Here is a 19,795-nt window from a genome sequence, read left to right as displayed (position 1 = left end):
GTTTACTATTTTTTACAATCAGAGGAATGAAATCAGATTATTCAGATAGAGGGAAAATGTTACTATGATGTTACAACTTCCCTTTTTAGCATTTTTTCTACTTTTCCAGTGACACCTTTTATTTTTCCATTTTTGATGTCTGGTTTTAGGGATAATTTAAAGGTTACCAATTGTCCATTTTTATGAACCAGTTCAGTTTTAAATTGAACGGATTGCCCTTCTAAAACTTGTTGGAAGTATTGCTTCACTTTAAATAATTCGTTAAATGGGAGAAGTTGAGAAAAGTTTGTACCTACTAATTCAAATGGTAGATAGCCAATAATATCTTCAACCTCACGATTTGCCTTTAAAAAATATCCATCACAATCTAACTGATATTCGGCACTAGTTTTTTGTTCATTTAAATTTGTAGGATTTTTTAATATTAATGGGTTTGTAAATTGTTCAAAATTTGTAGAATGAGAACGGATAATCGTTAAAATATAAAAGCCATCTGAGTGTTTAATTGGTGTTAGTTCCGTTTCATAAGTACCAATCCGTTGATGGCTCCGTTTATAACTGTTAAATGTTGTAATTTGATTCGTAGATGCGGTCATGTAGTAATATTTTTTCAAAAACGCTGCTTCAAACGGTGGAAAAAGATCGTCAATAGTCTTTCCTTCAACATTCTCTGTAAGATTTAATAAATCTACCCCAGCAGGATTTGCATACTTGTATATAAATTGATGATCAAGAAGTTCTAATACAAATACACCGTCTTTGGAGTTATGTAATTTTGATGAAGGAAAACGATAGAGAATATTGTCAGGAAATCTATTGGGATGATTAAGTGACATAAAAAATGTTACCTCCAATATAGTTCAAAAACTGCCTCTTAATAATAGGTGAAAAACATATAACAATTATATCCCCGTGAGTTCTTATTTCGATAGGAACCTATTCCTATTTTTAGAATAGGTTCCAAATTGAGAGTCTGAAAGGTCAATTTCAGACTCTCAATTTGCGACGAGGATGGTGACAACGTGTTGTGACCACCGCAGGAGCAAAAATAAGTATAAAAAAGCTATGCAGAAAACTCCTTCTGGAAAGAACCATGCCTATTTTTAGATGTGACCAAAGCAGGAACAATAAAAAAGCCATGCAGATTCACTCCTGCATAGCCTAATTCACATTAAAATGGCTTGAAAACCATAAGAAAAACTAATATTACTAATAAAACTTGTGCTGCCATTGTGAGCGGTGCAATTTTTTTGGACACTTGGATATAATCATAAGGAAGTTCGTCTCCCTCTGCCTGTCCTAAAATCGATATGAGGGTTTTCGTATGTTTCGGAATAAGATAAGCAACAATCGGTTGAGTTAATATATATAAAGCAATCGAAACTATATACCATCCCGTTTTAAATAAATATGGATGGATTATGGCCATAATTAATCCTGTTAATAATAAAGTGATACTTCCTATTTTAGCTAATTTTTCTACTTTTCCATTTACCATATGAGCATAAGCGGCAGTTCGAACATTCCGAGCATTTTTCATAATAAAAGGTGATGCAAAAGTTGCTCCTAAGCCGCATATTGCGCCTAAAATGTGTAATAATAACAACAGTTTAAATAGAATTTCCAACATTCCACCCCATATTATTAGTATAGTTATGTATACGTCTTTGTATATATATTTATTAAGGTTTTTGTGAAAAAGCATTTTAAGACAAGACCTTTGACAGCTATATAGGAAAAAAGGTGTCCAAAGAGTACTTTTGGACACCCATGGATTAACCAATTAAAAATTCAGAAGTAATATCGTATCCACGCATATAGTCAGGAGATCCTGGGAATCGTTGCATAAATCCGTGGATATCACCGTCAAATCGGACAAGTTTTACATCTACTCCTGCCTCTTTTAATTTTTCAGCATATATTTCCCCCTCATCACAAAGTGGGTCGTATTCTGCTGTGAAAATTAATGTTTGGGGCATTTGTGCTAATAATGTTGTATCAGCATGGATTGGCGAAAGAAAAAGAAGGCTATCCGGATCCTCATGTTTTAGTGAGTCATGTCCTTTAGCGATGTCTAGACCATATCGTGCGTTGTATAGCATTCGGGATTGATATTCACTACCTTTAATTTTGTCATCATGCAAGTCAATTGCTGGATAATGTAACACTTGTTTTGCTAAACGGAAATCCCCTGTTACAATTGATTTTAATACAACGACTGTAGCAAGATTTCCCCCACCACTTGCACCACCTATCATGATTTTTTTTAGATCACCATCCAATTGCTTGGCATGTTCTACTACCCATTTGGTAACGTTGTAACAATCATGAAATGCAGCTGGTGCAGGTTGTGTTGAAGCCAGTCGATAATCAACGGCAATTACTTTTACTCCTGATAGTGAAGAAATTAGTCGACAGGAAACATCATCAGTTTCGAGGTTACCTTGCATATATTCCCCACCATGAAAATAAATATAAAGTGGATACGGGGGTTTTTCCTCAGGAGTATAAATGCGAATGTGGATTTTATGGGTCTTTAAATCAACCTCTAATTCCTCTATATTCAACACTTTTGGACGTTTATCTATTGGAGGATTTTCAACTGGAACACCTAATTGTCGGGCTTGTGGATTATTTTGAAAATATTGCTCAATATAATGGTGTAAGGGCATAACATCTCTCCTTTCGTTATTCAATTGAAGTTAAATATAGTTCTGTTTTGATGATTGAGACATACCTCCGATAGATAAAATATTCTTGAAATTTAGGTTGTCCATTGATGACATCTCTATGACAAAATAAAAAAACCAAGTTTAGAGGTGAATTTCCTAAAAACTTGGCTTTTGGCATTCTCATTAATCTTCAATGAACATTAACTCAGGAACGTATTGTGACATATACGATTTAATTTCTTCGTATAAATGTTCTTGATTCGGTAATACTTCTTTCGATACTTGTTTTAGCGGGATGATTTCGTAATTTCTCCAATTGCTAAACTTTACATAAGTCGGAAGAAGGCTTGGGTTTGTGACCTCAATTGATGAGGTTGCATTACCTTCAATATCATAGGTAATCGTTTTACTCACCTCTAACTGTAAGACAGCACCAATTTGGCGATACAGTTTATCCTGTCCCGATAAAAAATTGCCCAATGAGTGGATGACAAAAGTTTTGTTTCCATTCATCCCTTCATACCACTTCACCGGTTGTAAAACATGGGGATGATGGGCAAAAATAATATCTGCACCATTATCAGAAGCTAACTGAGCAATTTTTTCTTGATAGGCGTTTATTTTTCGTTCGTATTCATTTCCAATGTGGAGGCTTAGAATGACTACATCTGCAAGTTTTTTTGCACTTTGAATGTCAGTGATTAATTTTTCTTCGTCTATATAATTAACTAAGTAGTCTTTTCCTTCTGGTGGGACGATTCCATTCGTACCGTACGTATAGGCTAAAAATGCAAAGGAAATTCCGTTTGCTGTTAGTATTTTTATTTCCTCGGCTTCTTCTTGACTTGTTGCTGCTCCTACATAAGTGATACCGAGATTATTCCAATGTTTCGTTGCACTTATAATTGCCTTTTCCCCACGATCGAGCGTATGGTTATTTGCCATACTAACCACATCGACTCCTATATCTTTTAAGACATTTCCGACTTCGAAAGGACTATTAAAGGCTGGATAATCAGATAAGCCTATTCCCTGCCCCCCTACAATACTTTCACTGTTCGCAAAAGTGAGGTCAGTATTTTCTAAATATGGTTTTACATGATTAAACATTTTTGAAAAATCATATCGGTTATTTCCAATGGCTGCATCCTTATAGACAGAGGAATGAATTAAAATATCGCCAATTGCAGAAATGGATACAGAATAATGTTCCGGTTTTTTTGGTTCTGGTTTTGGTGGCTCAGGTTGTGGCGCTTCTTCTTTTAAAGTGGGATATTCAGTTATGACTTTAGTTTCAGTAGTAGAACAACCTGTTGTCAAAATAATTGCTACTAAGAGAAAAAGTTTCTTTAATATGTTCCTCAACCTCCTCTAACAAATTCCATTATATACCAAGAACAAACTTAAATTTACACTTTTTTACAATTATCCACTTCGAAATATACTATATAATCTGGTAATACCCTTTTACTTGTCGCTAAAACCATATTCTGACAATATTAGCGAATATCATTTCTATTGGACAAATATAAAAAGTAGACAAAAATTAGAAGGTTGGTGAGGATAAATGTGAGGTTTGCTGTGAAAATGGCTTAACAAGGAATGTCTTATTTGTTGGTCTCGAAAAAGGAATAATGGTTTCATGAGGTTGTACTCAGTGTAGAAGGTAATAATTGGAGTTCCTTATGATTGGGGATGCAATACGTCAAATAGCTCTAGTTTTTACACTATATTTATGGAAAAGTTGGGTTGTCTATTCCTCGGAGATTTGTTACATCTCCATGAGAAGAAATTGTGTACTTTTACACCTCAAAAAATGGCTCGAGTCTTGTAGGGATTAACTTTGTTGATAATTCATTCATGTTTGCTAAATAACGATCACTTTAAAAATTAGAATGCTCGTTATTGAGGTGTTAATTTACAAAATAAAGGGAGAATCCGCTTAGGGGTTCTCCTTTTAAATTAGCATCTTTAAAAATTTTTCAAAATTGACCCCAGCTTCTCTTGGGATTTGTTCTTTGGACGTATCTTGAATAGCGGCTGTTAAAAAGTTTTGTGCAAGCTGAACACAGTGTTCTAGTTTTTCCCCACGCATCAAGCCACCCATAATAACCGAAGCAAATAAATCTCCTGTACCAGAGTAGTTTTCGCCGTTATATTCATTCTGCGAGTAGAAAGTATTTGTTCCATCAAGATACATATTGCCAATTTGGGAATGTTTTGATGGTGGATTAATTCCTGTAATGATTACTTTTGCCTTCGTTTGTTGTTGTAATATCGTACCGGCTTCTTCTAAGGCTTTCATAAAGTCCTGTTCTTTTGTATAGCTATGTAATTTTGTATAGGAAACGCCCGTTAATAAACAGCATTCCGTGATATTTGGTGTAATGACATCCGCACATTTCACCAATTGTTTCATCTGATGCAATAATCCGTCATCGTAAAGTTTATATACTTCCCCCACATCTCCCATGACTGGATCGACTAGGAGCGCAGTTTCTTTTGTTTGAAATGTTTCTAAAAATCGGAAAATATTATCGATTTGTTCCTTTCCCGTTACAAAGCCTGTGTATATACCTTCAAAGGTTATATTTAATTTACTCCACTCTTCTGTGAAATAGTTCATTTTTGATGTGAAATCTTCACAATAAAAGCTTGGATAGCCCGTTTGTGCAGAAAATACGGCAGTTGGTAGAGGACATGCTTGTACCCCCATTACTGATAGCACTGGAATGGCAGCAGTTAATGAACACTTCCCAAATGATGATAAATCTTGTATGACAGCTACTTTTTTCATCGTTACCCTCCAAAACGTTAAAGCTAAAGTTCATATTACCATAAAACGACGAAATGAGAAGTGTCGTTAAAAAACTTGGTGAACGAACAAATTTTAGAACTGACCACTAAGTTTTTAAAAAAATTGGCACTTTTATAACAATCAGTTTTTTGCTAAAGTTATCGATAAATTCAAACAGTTAGGAGATCAAAGATATGCAAAATACACAAACACAAAGTATTTCAAAACCACGTAGTCAAACGTTTGATTTAATCATTACTGCGATGTTAATTGCCCTTGTTTTCGTGTCTACGGTGTTTTTAAATATTAAACTACCGATTACGGCAAATGGTGGTTTAGTGCATTTAGGAACAGCTATGCTATTTATTGCATCGATTCTTTTTGGTCCTAAAAAAGGTGCCATCGCTGGTGCTGCTGGTATGGGATTGTTCGATATTTTTGGTGGATGGTTAGTGTGGGCGCCAATTACGATAGTTGCGCGCGGAATTCAAGGTTATATCGTCGGGAAGATTGCTTATGCAAAGGGTCGTGAAGGTAACAGTATTGGGTTAAACTTAATTGCTACAATTGTTTCAATTCCATTTATGGTCGCTGTTTATTACATTGGTGAAGGTATCCTTTACTCAAATTGGATTGCTCCACTTGCTTCAATTCCAGGTGATCTTGTTCAAAACGTATTAGGGATTATCATTGCCGTTCCAGTTTGTGTAGTATTAAAGAAAATTCCATATTTCAAGTAATGTAATAGAGGACTGTGAAGGCAGTCCTCTATTTTAATCCTAAGTATTCACATAGTTCTTCTGTGAAATATTCATTCAATTTACGATACTTACCACTTGATGAGCGTAATACAAATCCATCTTCGTAAGACCAAATTTGATACGTACTATTATCAATTTTTATTTCGTAATCAGGAGCACGTGACATTTCGAAATTTGCTTTATCCCAATGAAGCATGCCAAGGAATCGTTTCACTTTCGTTTTATTTTCTTCTGGTATTATAAGCTGAATCGTATCATTTTCAGTGTTCTCCGAGATAAATTTATCTATTATTTTTAAGTCCCATATATCTATAACATAGGGTGATGTATCATTCGAAAGCATTTTATAATATACTTCTACTAAATCTCCAATATTTAAAGAAGGTATGTTATCTTGGGGAACCCAGTAATTTTCGTGGTTTGATTCAACTAAAAACATATTATCTTCAATGGTGATAATCCGACCTAATAGTTTTGTTCCCGTACCTATGTTGGAATCTATTAAAGGAAGTTTTTGTTTTTCTTTAAATGCTTTTATTTCTTTTGCGAAATGCTGTCGGAAATAAGGTATAGCATGTTTTCTTGCGAGTTGATTTGCAATGGAGCGATCAATCTTTGGATATTGCTTCATAAAATGTTCTTCTAATTTAGTCTGGGCTACCTGATAAGGTGTATTTTTATAAAGATATCGTTCATATTCTTTCAGTGAAAGTTTAGCAGATTTAACCATTTCTTTATGGGATTTTTTTGATTCTTTAGTTTGATATATAAATTGAATCGTTTGTTCATAGGATTGTTCAATTTCTGATTTTGTAATCTTGTAGCCTAAAGATTGTACGTAAACATAAAAAGCGATGTTTTTTTCGAAGACTTCCTCATACACTCCCTGCTTAAATAATTCATCTTCAATATCTTCAACATTTTCTAATGTTCCCCTTAGTTTTAATGCTACTATGAATTGTTGATTATCAAAGTGAGTAATTTGTGTCTTATTCTTCAAAAGTGTAGTAATAGCAAACAATAATGCCATCATTGCTACAATGATGATTGTGTTGAGGAAGATTCGTTTAGGCTTTTTCTTTTGGTGAGGGTTCATATTTACACCTCCTATATTTTAGGAAAAAAAAGACCTTTCATTTGAATTGTACTTTAAACTAGGTCTAGCTAGGTGATGAAAATTTTTAGATGTTGTCACTTTAGCAATTAAAGTACCAATTCAAAGCATTTGTATAGAAAATTTTCTCGCATGCTTGTTCATCAAAGTTTTGCTGAATGATTTCAATATCTCCAAATTCGAAAGGTCTTTTAGCTCTTGTAGAGGGTAAATCGGTACCAAACATTAAAGCATCTGGGTTAATTTCATAGATTGCATTAAGTGTTTTTGGAACAGTTAAGTCGACTCGACCGAAACCAGTAGCTTTTACCCGCACTCCTTTTTCTACAAGTTTTAAAAGATGCGGTAACCCATCTTGAGATAACCCTAAATGGTCGATAGAGATGGCCGGTAGCGATTCAATCACATGTGAAATTTCTGGCAAATCTATTGAATCAATATATAGCTCACAATGCCAACCGACTAATTCATATACTCTTCTAGCAAAATAATCTAGCTTCGAAATATCTTCAGAACCGCCTCTTTTAATATTGAAACGTAATGCTTTCACACCATGTTCATTTAAGGATAATAGTTCATCATCAGTGACTGTATAAGGTAATTGCGTTACCCCACAAAAGCTTGGCCCTAATTGTTTTAGTGCATGGAGTAAATAATTTTGATCAAAACCTTGAAAGGAACCAGAGACGATTGCACCACCTAATATGTTTAGTTGAGCCGTATCGTTTTGATAATGTTCAATCGTATATTGTGGTGGGATATATCCTTGGTTCTCGATGATTGGAAAGTTAAAATCAATAATGTGAAGATGTGCATCAAAAATTTGCATCACTTTACCCCCTATCAATTGTAATAAAAGCTAAGTATGACACTATGTTGTGACATACTTAGCTTTTAATTTTTATCTACCCTTATTCTTTTTTTGCTCTTTCATAAATTTTCGAGCGTTTTTCAATCCACCAAACTCATGAAAAATTGTATTTATCTTTTCTTTTTCAATCATTCTTGAATTTAAGCCATCGTATTTTGTTTCTTTTTTAAGTTTCCAATAGCTTTCTAGCCGTTCTACAGTTAATTCACCAGTTGTAATGGCATTTTGCACAGCACATTTTGGCTCATTTTTATGAGTACAATCATTAAATTTACATTGAGTGGCAAGTTCATCAATATCTGCAAAAGATTTAGATAGATCGGCACTAATTATCCCCAATTCTCGCATCCCTGGAGTATCGATTACTACGCCTAACGCTGGCAATATAAACAGCTCCCGGCGAGTTGTCGTATGTCTTCCCTTATCATCATTTCGAATGCTACTTGTTTCTAAACGTTCTTGACCAAGTAACCGATTGATTAAGGTAGATTTGCCAACACCTGATGAGCCGATGAATGCTGCTGTGTGCCCTGGTGAAAGATAGTTTTTTAGTGAATCAAAACCGTCCTCTGACATACTGGAAGTAACTAATACATCTACACCGAATGCAATTAAAGAAATTTCATTAAGTTTTTCTTCTATATCATTACATAAATCCGCTTTTGTCAAAACAATGACCGGCTTTGCACCACTATCCCAAGCAATCGATAGATAACGTTCAAGTCTCCGAAGATTAAAATCATTGTTTAGTGACATGCAAATGAAAATTGTATCAATGTTTGTAGCGACAATTTGCGTATCCGTTTTAGATCCTGCTACTTTACGAGCAAAAACACTTTTTCGTGTTAATACGTGGTGGATAACGGCTGTTCCTTGAGAATTGTCGATTAAAACGAAATCTCCAACAGCAGGATAATCGGATAAATCAATAACATTATAGCGAAATTTCCCTGAAATCTGTGCTGAGATTTCACCTAGTTCTGTAATGACTTTATAATTGTTTTTTGATTGTGATGATACTCGACCAATTATTAGATTGTTAAATTTTTTCGCCTCTTGTAGCATTTCTTCAGTAAGTCCAAGATTTTTCAACTTTATTTCCTCCTAAGGTTTCAATCATGACCTTTTGGGAGGTTGTATGCAGGGGTTTAGTTTGCACGTACCTCCCCATTTGCTACAATCTCAGTGTTAAAGTTGTTTGTCATAAAACATCACCCTTTCTATTTCATTACCTATATCATAATGGTTTTAGTCGTTGTTGTTCAATAAGATAAATGTAATCAGCAACACGTTTCATAAATATTTGGTCATGGGATACGAAAATAATGGTGCCTTTATATGCATGTATAAATTTTTCCAGTGCTTCAATCGCATAGATATCTAAAAAATTTGTTGGTTCATCTAATAGTAGAATATTATATTCCCCTAAGAATAGGTGACATAATTGCAGTCGAATCGCCTCTCCACCACTTAATGATTTCACGCTTTTCTGTAAATCGGTTCCTACAAACTGCATCGAATGTAAAACAGTTCGTAAAAATCCTTCATCATATTGGGAGCGATTTTTTACAAATTGAAGCACTGTTTCATCCGTTGTGAATTGATAACTCATTTGCTTAAAATAGCCGATTACTGCTTTTGGAGAAATAATTAAATTCGGGTCCTTATCTGCAATATGGGTTAATAATGTACTTTTCCCGCTCCCATTGTTCCCCGTAATGGCAATTTTTTTGCCTAGTGGAAATTGAAAGCTCACTTGATCTAATAGTAATTTATTCTCAATTTGAAGTGTGAATCGATCTGCCATAATTGGGAACTTATTATGCAATTCAAGTGTTTTTGATGGGTGAAAGATAATCGGTCGCTCTTCCACCACTGCTTGCACTTCTTGAAGTTTTCCCATTCGACTTTCGATAGCTTTAGCTGCTTTTTGCATTGTTTTTTGGCTTGTGCCTTTTGATTTGGTCATGAATGATTTATTTGGTTTAGCCTTCGCTTCCCTTTTCGACATCTTCCCTTCTTGGGCAACTTTTTGAGCTTTTTTCATTTTTTCTTCTACGGCTTTTTCAAGTCGACTCTTTTCTTTTATATACTGTTCATGGGCTTGCTGCTGCTGTTCACGTTGTACCTGTTTTTGGGTCATGTATTCACTATAGTTCCCGGAATACACTTTCACTTCCCCATCTTCAATTTCCCAAATGGTTGTGACCAGTTCATTTAATAGCTCCCGGTCATGACTAATTAAAACTAGAGCACCGTAATAATAACGAAGCTGATCTACTAAAAAGGCAATCCCCTCTTGGTCTAAATGAGTGGTTGGTTCATCAATGAGTAATGCCTCATAATAATGGGTAAACAACTGAGCAAGTTTTTTCCGTGTTTGTTCCCCACCACTTAAAGCTCGTGAATCTTTTGGAAGTTTTAATTTTCCAACGAGTGATGGATCGATATCGGTTTCAGATGGTGCTTCAAGCTGAGCAAAATAGGCGAATTCGTTATAACGATGCACCTTTCCTTTTGTAGGCTGTTCTTTACCTGCTAGTAATTTTAAGAGCGTACTTTTCCCAGCTCCATTTTTCCCCACGATTCCAATTCGATCAAATTGGTGTACAGCTAAACGATCAATTTTTAAAATTTCTTTATCAAAATAAGACATTTCAACATGTTCTAGTTCAAAACAAATTTGTTCCATTTTCGCTACCTCCCGAAATTTTTACGATTTCGTATCGATAGCTAGGATCGATACAAGCTTATTTAAAACTCGTATCGAATCAATGGAAGAATAACATCCACATAGAAAAATCCCCTTTCGTAACTTAAAAATAAAAAAATCACAGACGAATAAGCCTGTGATGTGAGAGTAAATGGGATTCAATTTGTATAAAAAAAGAAAGGTAGAAAAATCCCCTTCCTTAAAAAATTGCTATTAAAAAGAAGATGATTAAAAAAAGACACACTTATCCCGTTTACTCTGTATAGACATAACAGAGTCTTTGACCATATTCAATTATTGGTTCAAAGTACGGAAACAAAGTCTCATAGCATGTGTCATTTTTTAATAGCCCTCCAATCAAAAATTTAATAATATTATAGATTTATTGTGTTTTGAAGTCAAGAAAGGTGCGGTCTGAAAACTATTTTTAAAACCGCACCTTTTTGATTGTCGCTAAACCTTTCTTAAAAAAATATTAGTTACTAAATATATTGAATCCTTATCTTAACAAAATATTACTTAATTCTTTAATAAATTCATTGTAATGAAGTTTGATAGCAATTTTTGTTTTCCCTTTTTTACTTGTTGGTCGACAGTCAACATAGGACATTCCTTTTGCTTCAGTCGTTCCCTCAATTACTTTTGCATCATAGTGAATGTAATCCACAAGTGTTGGGTTATTCACCACCATGACTGTCAGCAAATCGTGGATTGGTGCGCCTTGAATACCTGGATTCGTTTTTTTATAAAATTCTTGATAATATTTAAAAATTGGTTCTATTAATGAAGCATAGACGTTGTTTTTATTTTGCGATATGGTATTTACAAATTCTTGAGTTAGAATAGCATGTTGGGTTGCATTTAGTGGTGTGATGGTCAAGTTATGAGCAAATTGGGTAACTAAGTTCGATGAGGCTGGATCGCCGTAGAAATTTGCTTCGGCCAATGCCGTAATGTTTCCTGGCATAAAAAAGGCACCACCCATTACATAAAAGGATTGAACCATTTTCATTTGATCAGGATATAAAATAAAGGCAGTTGCTAAGCTTGTTGAACGTCCTGTATCCACAATAATGAGTTCGTTTTTATATTTTTCAATAATAAATCGGATTGTATCAAATGGATAGATAGAAAATCGAAAATCTCGTGGAACTTCAATCGGTCCTAATCCATCCTCACCGTGAATTTCTGGATAGAATGTAACATGTTCTTCTTGTACAGGTTTTGTAGCACCAGGAATAATCGGAATATCGCTTCTTCCAGCTAAGTGGACTAAATATGCAGCATTTGCGGTTGATTTATCTCTTGTAATATTCCCATAACTTGTCACTATCCCGACCAGTTCTATATTTGGATCTAAAATGGAGTACATAATGGCAATCGAATCATCAATACCAGGGTCACAAAATAACAAGATTTTTTTCGTAATTTCCAGTACCCTCCCGAAACCATCATATTCCAAACTTATGGACGATAATGACAGATTCGAATCTGAATGAATCAATTGTAATATCTTAACTGTAGTGAATATGTATCAGATGTATTTTTGAACAATCACTTACTAACATTGAGCGTAAATTTATTGCATCTATTATTATTTTGGAGCGGCTCGTAATAAATTTTTTCAATTATTAGTGTCGGATAATATGTAATATTCAGATAAAAAAGCCAAGAATGCTTCTTCCATCCTTGGCTTCTAAATTGTATTGAATTTTCAGAATTGTTTGTGTACCGGGTACATTAATTAGAACGGGTATTCCCGCTTTTCTTCTTGAATTGAAATCCACTTAAATTGAGTAAACTCATCGATAACAAATGGCACTCCGAAACGTCCAACACCAGAGTTGCGCATGCCACCAAATGGAGCATTCGGTAGATCGTTTACTGTTTGGTCGTTAATGTGTGTCATACCGAATTCAAGCCCTACTGCATATTCACGTGCTTTTTCAATATCACTTGTAAAGATAGCAGAACTTAATCCGAATTCTGTATCATTCGCAAATTGAATCGCCTCTTCATCGCTCGCAGCTTTAACCACTAATGCGATTGGTGCAAATAATTCTGTTTGAGCAATCTCACTTGCGTTATCCACGTTTCCAAATACGTATGGTGTCATTACGTTGTCTTCTACTTTACCTTCTAGTAAAACGTCTAGCCCTGCATTTTTTGCTTTTTCCACGTTGTTAATCGCTTTCTCTAATTGTATTGGGTTGATTAGTGGCCCAATAACAGTATTCGGATTTAGTGGGTCCCCATATGGTAAATTTTTCGCACGCTCCACAAATTTAGTTGTGAATTCATCATAATGCTTTTCATGTACGATAAAACGATTAATGATCATACAAATTTGCCCTTGATGTAGGAACTTACCAAAGATTGCAGCATTCACAGCTTGGTCTACATCTGCATCCTCTAATACAACAAATGGTGCGTTCCCGCCAAGTTCTAATGCTACACGTTTAAAGTGCTTCCCTGCAACAGTTGAAATATGGCGTCCAACTGGTGTTGAACCTGTAAATGCAATTAGCTTCACTCGTGGATCTTCTAACATTAAATCACCAATTTCTTGTGGTGTTGTTAAAATAGAAGAAAATACGCCAGCTGGAATTCCTGCTTCTTCAAAAGCCTTAGCAATCAATGAACCTGAAACAATACCCACTTGAATATCTGCTTTATGAACAACAGCATTGCCAAGTGCTAGTGCTGGTAAAATGCCTCTAAGTGATAAATATAGAGGGAAATTAAACGGTGCAATTGATGAAATAACACCTAAAGGTAATCGATGAATTTCATTTGCTTTACCAGGCATAAATTCTTGCTCTGGAGTCCACTTTTCATATGCTTTGTCAATAATACTGCTATAAGCTTGGAATGCACCTAACGTAATGTTATATTCTAACTCTGCTTTGAACGGTGCACTTCCCGTTTCCACAGCTAGTAAATGTAGAATCTCTTCTTTATGGATAACAAAGAACTCAGAAGCTTTTTGGAACACTTCTTTTCTTAATTCTGCATTTTTTCCCCATTCTAAATGAGCTTTCTCAGCAAACTGGTATGCTTCTTCCACTTGCTGTTTCGAAGCAATTTTCACTTCTGTTAATGTTTCATTGTTAAATGGATTTGAAATTGTTACCGTTTCACTTCCTTGTCCTTCTACCCATTGACCGTTAATAAAGCTTTTATTTAATTGTAAAAACTGATCCACTTTGTTTTTTTGTAACGTGTTTTTCATTTCATCCCATCCCCTTCAATCATATTAGCTAAATAAAATAACTGGTTTTATCGTTTTCCCAGACTCCATATCATGAATTGCTTGATCTAAATTGTCCATTTCATAGGTTTTGATTAATTTATCAAACGGGAAATTACCTTCTTTATAGTATTTAATCAGTTCAGGAATAAACAATTTTGGAATGGATTGCCCCTCTACAACCCCAACAAGTGTTTTATTCATTGGAATTAACTCATCGTGAATGTGGAATTCTAACATTCCTGATGCACCTACAACGGGAATTGTGCCTAATGCACGTACTGCACGAATTGCTTGTAATACGACAGCTGAAACACCAGATGATTCAATTGCATAGTGTGCACCACCATTAGTGATGTCCTGAATCGCTTTAACAGCATCTTCTGAACGACCGTTTACCACATGAGTAGCCCCTAGTTCAAGTGCCAAATCTAATCGTTCGTCGTTTACATCTACAGCGATAATTGTTTTACAGTTTGCTAGTTTTGCCCCCATTACAGCACTTAATCCAACTGAACCGCAACCGAAAATAACTACCGATTCATGTATAATCGGTTTCAATTTATTTAAAATCGTACCTGCCCCAGTTTGAATACCACACGCTAAAGGGCCTAGTAAAGATAAATCAATCTCTTTATCTTCAATTTTTACTGTATTGCGAACGTTTGCTACACAGTAAGTCGCAAGGGATGATTGTCCAAAAAGGTTGGCTATTTTTTGCTCCCCATCTACAATTTTTGAATTTGATGTTTCCAATGAAAGTCCAAAATTATCTTGGAAGAAGTTTTCACATGCACTAGGTACACCGTGTAAACAATTCACGCATTTTCCGCAATAATTGAAGGAAACAACAACATGGTCCCCTACTTCAAATTCAGTAACTCCACTACCCACTTTTTCAACAACACCTGCTCCTTCATGTCCTAAAACAATCGGCATCGGTGTTGGGGTAATTGAATGGAGAACATTCAAATCTGTATGGCATAGCCCAGTCCCAACTATTTTTACTACGATTTCATCTGCATCGATTTCTTTAAGTTGTACTTCTTTTAATGAAACCTGTTCATTATCAGCTACATATGCTTGTATTTTCATATTATCTTCCCTTTGTGTAATAACTATGAAACTAGCTAAGCCATAGAGTAAAGCGTTTACAAATTTATGATAGTTGATATAATTTTAATTGAATATTCCTAAAATTCGAGAATTTGTATCCCTAAAAATTGGGCAGCACCCCTATTATTAGGGGCCAATTATATAGAGAGAGGATGGGTTAATATGGATAAAGAACTTACAAAATATATTCGAGAAATTTATAATGCTACGGATATTGAAGAAAGAGTGTTAATTGCAGCAAGGGGATTTATTAATCTATTTCCATTTTCACGCGTCCAAATAAACGAATATTCAATATTGAGCGGCAATGTAAAAGGCGTTCTTGATGTGAGTGTCCATGGAACCCGTTCCCTAGATTTTCAAGATAATATTCGTGATATTCCGTTATTGCGCAAAGCCATTCGAAAACGAGAAGCAATTTATTCAACTGGCTCAGAATACATACAACAGTCCCCTGCAAAATATATCGCGATTGACATGTATCGCTCCTTTGTGGTTATTGTTCCGATAACGAGTCATGGAAATGTTATTGGTTATGCGTGTCCGAGTACTATCGATGATTCCGTTGATATAAATGATGCATTGTTAGAACAATTAACTTTATATGGACAAATGATTGGGAATGCGTTAGTAACGTTGAGTCATCTAGATAATTCTCATAACCTATCAAAACGCGAAATCGAAATATTACAGCATGTTTCATGGGGCGAAACGGTCAAGGAAATGGCTTCTTTTCTACAAATAAGTGAATTTACGATTCAAGATTACATAAAATCTGCAATTAAAAAACTAAATGCGCACAATCGTATGCATGCAGTTTCTGAAGCGTTACGGTTAGGAATAATTGTTTAATTTGGAGAGAGTTTTTCTCTCATTTTTCTTATTGGATTATTGCGTGAAGTTTATATGTTTTTCGAGATGCTTGATGCGTGAGTAATAAAATAATAAAAGTGAAGTGACGGATAATATGTAATATTGCGACAAATTAAAACCAAGAATGTTCATCGCATCCTTGGTTTTCTAAATTGCATTAAATTTTCAGAATTGTTTGTGTACCGGGTACTTAAAAGCGATCATCTGAACCGCCGCCTCCACTGTCACCGCTGCCGTATGAATAGCTATCACTTGAATTAGAGCTATCGTAATGATTATCATAATACAGCCCCGATGCCTTCCTTGCTTTGTTTTTCTTCTGTTCTTGTTTCTTATTTTCTAAATATTTTATATAACCTTTCGACCGGATATCCTTTCTAAAAATCGCTTCAAATATCCAATAAAATAACCCTTGGAGCCTCCTGAAAATACCCTCTAAAACAACATATGCGATGAGTAATGCAACTCCTGCCATAATTAAAAAGAAGAGTATACCGATGATTGTAAAGAAAATTCCAGTTATTTTTTCAAATAATGTTTCTTCACTTTCCTCTGTATTTTCACTCATCTCCTCAATAACTGCACCGTCATTTTCCCACGTATAATCAATGTCTTCTTTTACACGAATGGCTTCTACGACATTTGCAAATGCTGATGTGTAATCACCGGACTTCAAAGACTCTTTCATATACGTTTGGATTAATCGCTGTGTCTCGCTGTCTGGATAACTACCTTCCATTCCGTAACCTGTTGAAATACGAACTACGTTATTGCCTTCCCCCATATCAGTCGTGATATAAATTAACATTCCGTTATCTTTTTCCGCATCCCCAATGCCCCATTCCCTGAAAAACTTCATCCCGTATTCATAGGGTTCTAATTCGCCAATGGTTGGGACAGTAACAATCATTAATTCCATCTTACCTTCTTCTTGAAGCCTTTTAGCAATTTCATTGATCTCTGCTTCAACTGCATCATCTATCACATTTTGATAATCAAACACAAAGCCTGCTGTTGTCGGTCTTTCAGGAATGTCTTGGGCAACAACACTCAGTGGCAAAACGAGAAGCAAAACAAATGTGAACATCCATTTTTTTAACATTGTTATTCATCCTCAAATTGAATAGTTGGTACTTCCTCGATGCCTTCTTGTACCTCAAAATATGTTTTTAATTCAAAATCAAACATGTTAGCAATAATACTTCCCGGGAATCTTCGAATGGTAGAATTATACTCCTGAACCGCTTCGTTATAATCTTTCCGTGCCACTGCTATACGATTTTCTGTTCCTGCCAGCTCCGTCATTAACATATTAAATTGCTCGTTCGATTTTAGCTCCGGGTAATTTTCTACAACGACAAATAAATTGGATAACGCTTGAGAAAGTTCATCATTGGCGTTGGCTACATCTTCTATTGACTTTGCTGAACCATATTCCGAACGTGCTTCCGCTAATTTTAAGAAAATTTCCTCTTCATGTGCGGCATAGCCTTTTGCTGTATTCACTAGATTTGGAATTAAATCAAATCTTCGCTGGAGCTGATTTTCTACCTGGGACCACTTACTGCTAATATTCTCCTCACTCGTTACTATACTATTATATTTTGAAAATACATAAATACCGAATATGCCAATTGCAACTAGAATAATAACGGAGATTAATAATGCATTCCCCTTTTCATTTTTCACCTTTTGCACCCCTTCCTATTTCCTAAATTATACAACAAACTTAGTAAGTAATTCCCACTTTTTTACTTTATTCTTGAAGTGGAATTCCCATGCAATGGACTCCTGCCCAAAATAAAAACCAAGAATGGTATTTCATCCTTGGTTTTTGGAAATTGTATTAAATTTTCAGAATTGTTTGTGTACCGGGTACAGGCTAATAATCTTAGTACCAATCTTCTCTTGAAACGCTTGATCATGCTCCACAAACACCATTGTGGGATTAAATTTTTGAATAAGCTCTTCAATTTGAATTCGGGAGTAAATATCGATAAAGTTAAGCGGTTCATCCCAAATATACAAATGAGCTTGTTCACATAGACTTTTGGCGATTAACAGCTTTTTCTTTTGCCCACCTGAATAATGGGAGATATCTTTCTCAAATTGAATACGGTCAAAATCCATTTTGCGCAAGATAGATTTAAATAACGTTTCATCTATCCCATTGTCCTGAATAAAGTCTGAAAGTTGGCCTTTCAAATGAGAAGTATCCTGTTGAACATAGGAAATAATTAAGCCCGAACTAACATGCATAGAACCTGTATGCTGAATGGCATTTCCTAAAATGAGCTTTAAAATGCTACTCTTTCCGCTACCATTCTTTCCATTCAAAACAATTCGGTCCCCTTGTTCAATTTTAAAGCTTATTGGTTGATTGACTATTTGCCCATCGTACTGAATAGACACATCAGTCAACGTAACTAAGTCATTCGAATGATATATTATAGGTCTTAATTTTAAAGGCTCCGTCTTTTCTACATTTTTAAGCAACTTCGACTTTTCCTCTAGTGCTTTTTGTTGTCTCGATTCAAGGGTCTTAGCTCTTTTCATCATCTTTGCTGCTTTATGTCCTACGTAACCTTTATCCGGTTTCAAACCAGCAATTTTTGTCCCATTTTTTGAGGACTCGACTTTATGAGACCAACCTTCTGAACGTTTTGCAGCTTGTTTTAATCGACCAATGTCCTTTTGTAGACGTTCATTCTTGGCCACTTCATATTCCTGCTGTCGATCGAAATTTAATTTCCAAGATGAATAGTTCCCACTTTGTACTTCGATATTTGCACGATTAATCGATAGAATATGGTCTACACACCCGTCTAAAAAATTTCGGTCGTGAGAAATTAAGATAAATCCTTTTTTCTTTTGAAGATAATTCGAGACAATCTTACGTCCTTCGATATCAAGATGATTCGTAGGCTCATCGATTAATAAAAATTGCCCTTCATTCAAAAATAGTGCAGCAAGCAATACTTTTGTTTGTTCACCATTTGATAGTAAATGAAACGGTCGGTACATTATTTCTGCATCTACGTTTAAATAGGCAATTTCACGAAGAAACTCCCAATCCTCTGCTTGAGGGCAAATCTCTTCTAATATTTCATAGGTATATTTATTCGGATCAGAAACGGGATACGGAAAATAATTAAACTCTACAGAGGAAGTGATTTTCCCACTATATTCATATTTTCCTAATAATAAATTAAAGAATGTGGTTTTCCCCCGTCCATTTCTCCCGATAAAACCTAATTTCCAATCTGTATCAATTTGAAAGCTTACTTTTTCAAATATATTGTCAAAACTACTTGGATAAGCAAAAGTTAAATCTTGAACTTGTATCATTGCCATCATTATTCCTCCTTTGTAATTCATCACTACAAAGTCGGTAATTCTGTTATTCATGATTTAACTGAATAGGTTTGATGGAATTAACGACTATTTTGTAGTGAAACATGTGTTCTAATAGCATCTAAACTGTCCATTTTTCCATCTCCTTTATATAGATCGTATTGTCAAAACTTATATATATAAATCGCTAATAATCGTTGGTTTTATAGTCTTTTACGCAAAAAAACTTGCCACCCCCTGGATTTTGGTGTTAGTTGAGGTTACCACACACAAA

The 19,795-nt window shown here is 35.0% G+C and carries 18 protein-coding genes; 2 read left to right on the top strand and 16 right to left on the bottom strand.

The annotated features are described in order from the left end of the window. Positions 1-62: 62 nt before the first annotated feature. The 5 genes from D8M03_RS09255 to D8M03_RS09235 form a co-directional block, all read right to left on the bottom strand. Positions 63-836, bottom strand: coding sequence for a PAS domain-containing protein (locus D8M03_RS09255; protein ID WP_121214486.1), 774 nt, complete (start codon positions 834-836; stop codon positions 63-65). Positions 837-1,171: 335 nt separating this feature from the next. Then, positions 1,172-1,627 carry a DUF2269 family protein gene (locus D8M03_RS09250; protein WP_170148420.1) on the bottom strand — a complete coding sequence of 152 codons (456 nt, stop codon included), beginning with the start codon at positions 1,625-1,627 and terminating at the stop codon, positions 1,172-1,174. Between the two features lie 148 nt (positions 1,628-1,775). Continuing rightward, positions 1,776-2,672, bottom strand: a complete 897-nt coding sequence (locus tag D8M03_RS09245) for an alpha/beta hydrolase (protein WP_121214484.1) — start codon at positions 2,670-2,672, stop codon at positions 1,776-1,778. A 183-nt stretch (positions 2,673-2,855) separates the two neighbouring features. Further along, on the bottom strand, positions 2,856-4,037 hold the full coding sequence (locus D8M03_RS09240) for a CapA family protein (protein WP_121214483.1): 1,182 nt from the start codon (positions 4,035-4,037) through the stop codon (positions 2,856-2,858). 592 nt (positions 4,038-4,629) lie between these two features. Then, positions 4,630-5,469 (bottom strand): pyridoxamine kinase, encoded by an 840-nt coding sequence (locus D8M03_RS09235; protein ID WP_121214482.1) that lies wholly within the window; start codon positions 5,467-5,469, stop codon positions 4,630-4,632. Between the two features lie 194 nt (positions 5,470-5,663). On the opposite strand from D8M03_RS09235, the gene D8M03_RS09230 reads away from it, so the two are divergent. Continuing rightward, entirely contained in the window at positions 5,664-6,209 is a 546-nt protein-coding gene (locus D8M03_RS09230) for an ECF transporter S component (RefSeq protein ID WP_121214481.1), read from the top strand. Positions 6,210-6,237: 28 nt separating this feature from the next. Here the strand turns inward: D8M03_RS09230 and D8M03_RS09225 are convergent, their stop codons facing one another. From D8M03_RS09225 to D8M03_RS09190, 8 genes are all read right to left on the bottom strand, one after another. Beyond that, positions 6,238-7,326: a hypothetical protein gene (locus D8M03_RS09225; RefSeq protein WP_121214480.1), complete on the bottom strand. Its 1,089-nt coding sequence runs from the start codon at positions 7,324-7,326 to the stop codon at positions 6,238-6,240. A gap of 100 nt (positions 7,327-7,426) precedes the next feature. Further along, positions 7,427-8,173 (bottom strand): amidohydrolase family protein, encoded by a 747-nt coding sequence (locus D8M03_RS09220; protein WP_121214479.1) that lies wholly within the window; start codon positions 8,171-8,173, stop codon positions 7,427-7,429. Positions 8,174-8,245: 72 nt separating this feature from the next. Then, positions 8,246-9,307 (bottom strand): ribosome small subunit-dependent GTPase A, encoded by a 1,062-nt coding sequence (gene rsgA / locus D8M03_RS09215; protein WP_245987526.1) that lies wholly within the window; start codon positions 9,305-9,307, stop codon positions 8,246-8,248. A gap of 145 nt (positions 9,308-9,452) precedes the next feature. Further along, the gene (locus tag D8M03_RS09210; protein WP_121214478.1) at positions 9,453-10,907 is read right to left on the bottom strand and encodes an Msr family ABC-F type ribosomal protection protein; all 1,455 of its coding nucleotides are present in this window, start codon (positions 10,905-10,907) and stop codon (positions 9,453-9,455) included. Positions 10,908-11,222: 315 nt separating this feature from the next. Then, positions 11,223-11,267 carry an erythromycin resistance leader peptide gene (locus D8M03_RS18090; RefSeq protein WP_121214524.1) on the bottom strand — a complete coding sequence of 15 codons (45 nt, stop codon included), beginning with the start codon at positions 11,265-11,267 and terminating at the stop codon, positions 11,223-11,225. 160 nt (positions 11,268-11,427) lie between these two features. Further along, a complete protein-coding gene (locus D8M03_RS09200) occupies positions 11,428-12,363 on the bottom strand; it encodes a nucleoside hydrolase (protein ID WP_121214523.1) in 936 nt (311 codons plus the stop codon). Positions 12,364-12,672: 309 nt separating this feature from the next. Beyond that, positions 12,673-14,133 (bottom strand): aldehyde dehydrogenase family protein, encoded by a 1,461-nt coding sequence (locus tag D8M03_RS09195; RefSeq protein WP_121214522.1) that lies wholly within the window; start codon positions 14,131-14,133, stop codon positions 12,673-12,675. Positions 14,134-14,184: 51 nt separating this feature from the next. Further along, a complete protein-coding gene (locus D8M03_RS09190; RefSeq protein ID WP_121214477.1) occupies positions 14,185-15,273 on the bottom strand; it encodes an NAD(P)-dependent alcohol dehydrogenase in 1,089 nt (362 codons plus the stop codon). 183 nt (positions 15,274-15,456) lie between these two features. Here D8M03_RS09190 and D8M03_RS09185 point away from each other — a divergent pair, with 183 nt between their 5' ends. Further along, positions 15,457-16,146 (top strand): response regulator transcription factor, encoded by a 690-nt coding sequence (locus D8M03_RS09185; protein ID WP_121214476.1) that lies wholly within the window; start codon positions 15,457-15,459, stop codon positions 16,144-16,146. A gap of 211 nt (positions 16,147-16,357) precedes the next feature. Here D8M03_RS09185 and D8M03_RS09180 read toward each other — a convergent pair whose 3' ends face one another. The 3 genes from D8M03_RS09180 to D8M03_RS09170 form a co-directional block, all read right to left on the bottom strand. After that, positions 16,358-17,269: a TPM domain-containing protein gene (locus D8M03_RS09180; RefSeq protein ID WP_121214475.1), complete on the bottom strand. Its 912-nt coding sequence runs from the start codon at positions 17,267-17,269 to the stop codon at positions 16,358-16,360. 2 nt (positions 17,270-17,271) lie between these two features. Next, positions 17,272-17,856 carry a LemA family protein gene (locus D8M03_RS09175; protein ID WP_121214474.1) on the bottom strand — a complete coding sequence of 195 codons (585 nt, stop codon included), beginning with the start codon at positions 17,854-17,856 and terminating at the stop codon, positions 17,272-17,274. Between the two features lie 165 nt (positions 17,857-18,021). After that, entirely contained in the window at positions 18,022-19,521 is a 1,500-nt protein-coding gene (locus D8M03_RS09170; protein ID WP_121214473.1) for an Lsa family ABC-F type ribosomal protection protein, read from the bottom strand. Positions 19,522-19,795: the final 274 nt, after the last annotated feature.

The organism is Ureibacillus endophyticus (assembly GCF_003628435.1).
GTDB lineage: Bacteria > Bacillota > Bacilli > Bacillales_A > Planococcaceae > Ureibacillus > Ureibacillus endophyticus.
Note: the sequence above shows the minus strand (reverse complement) of the source record. Positions and strands in the feature narration are given on the sequence as shown.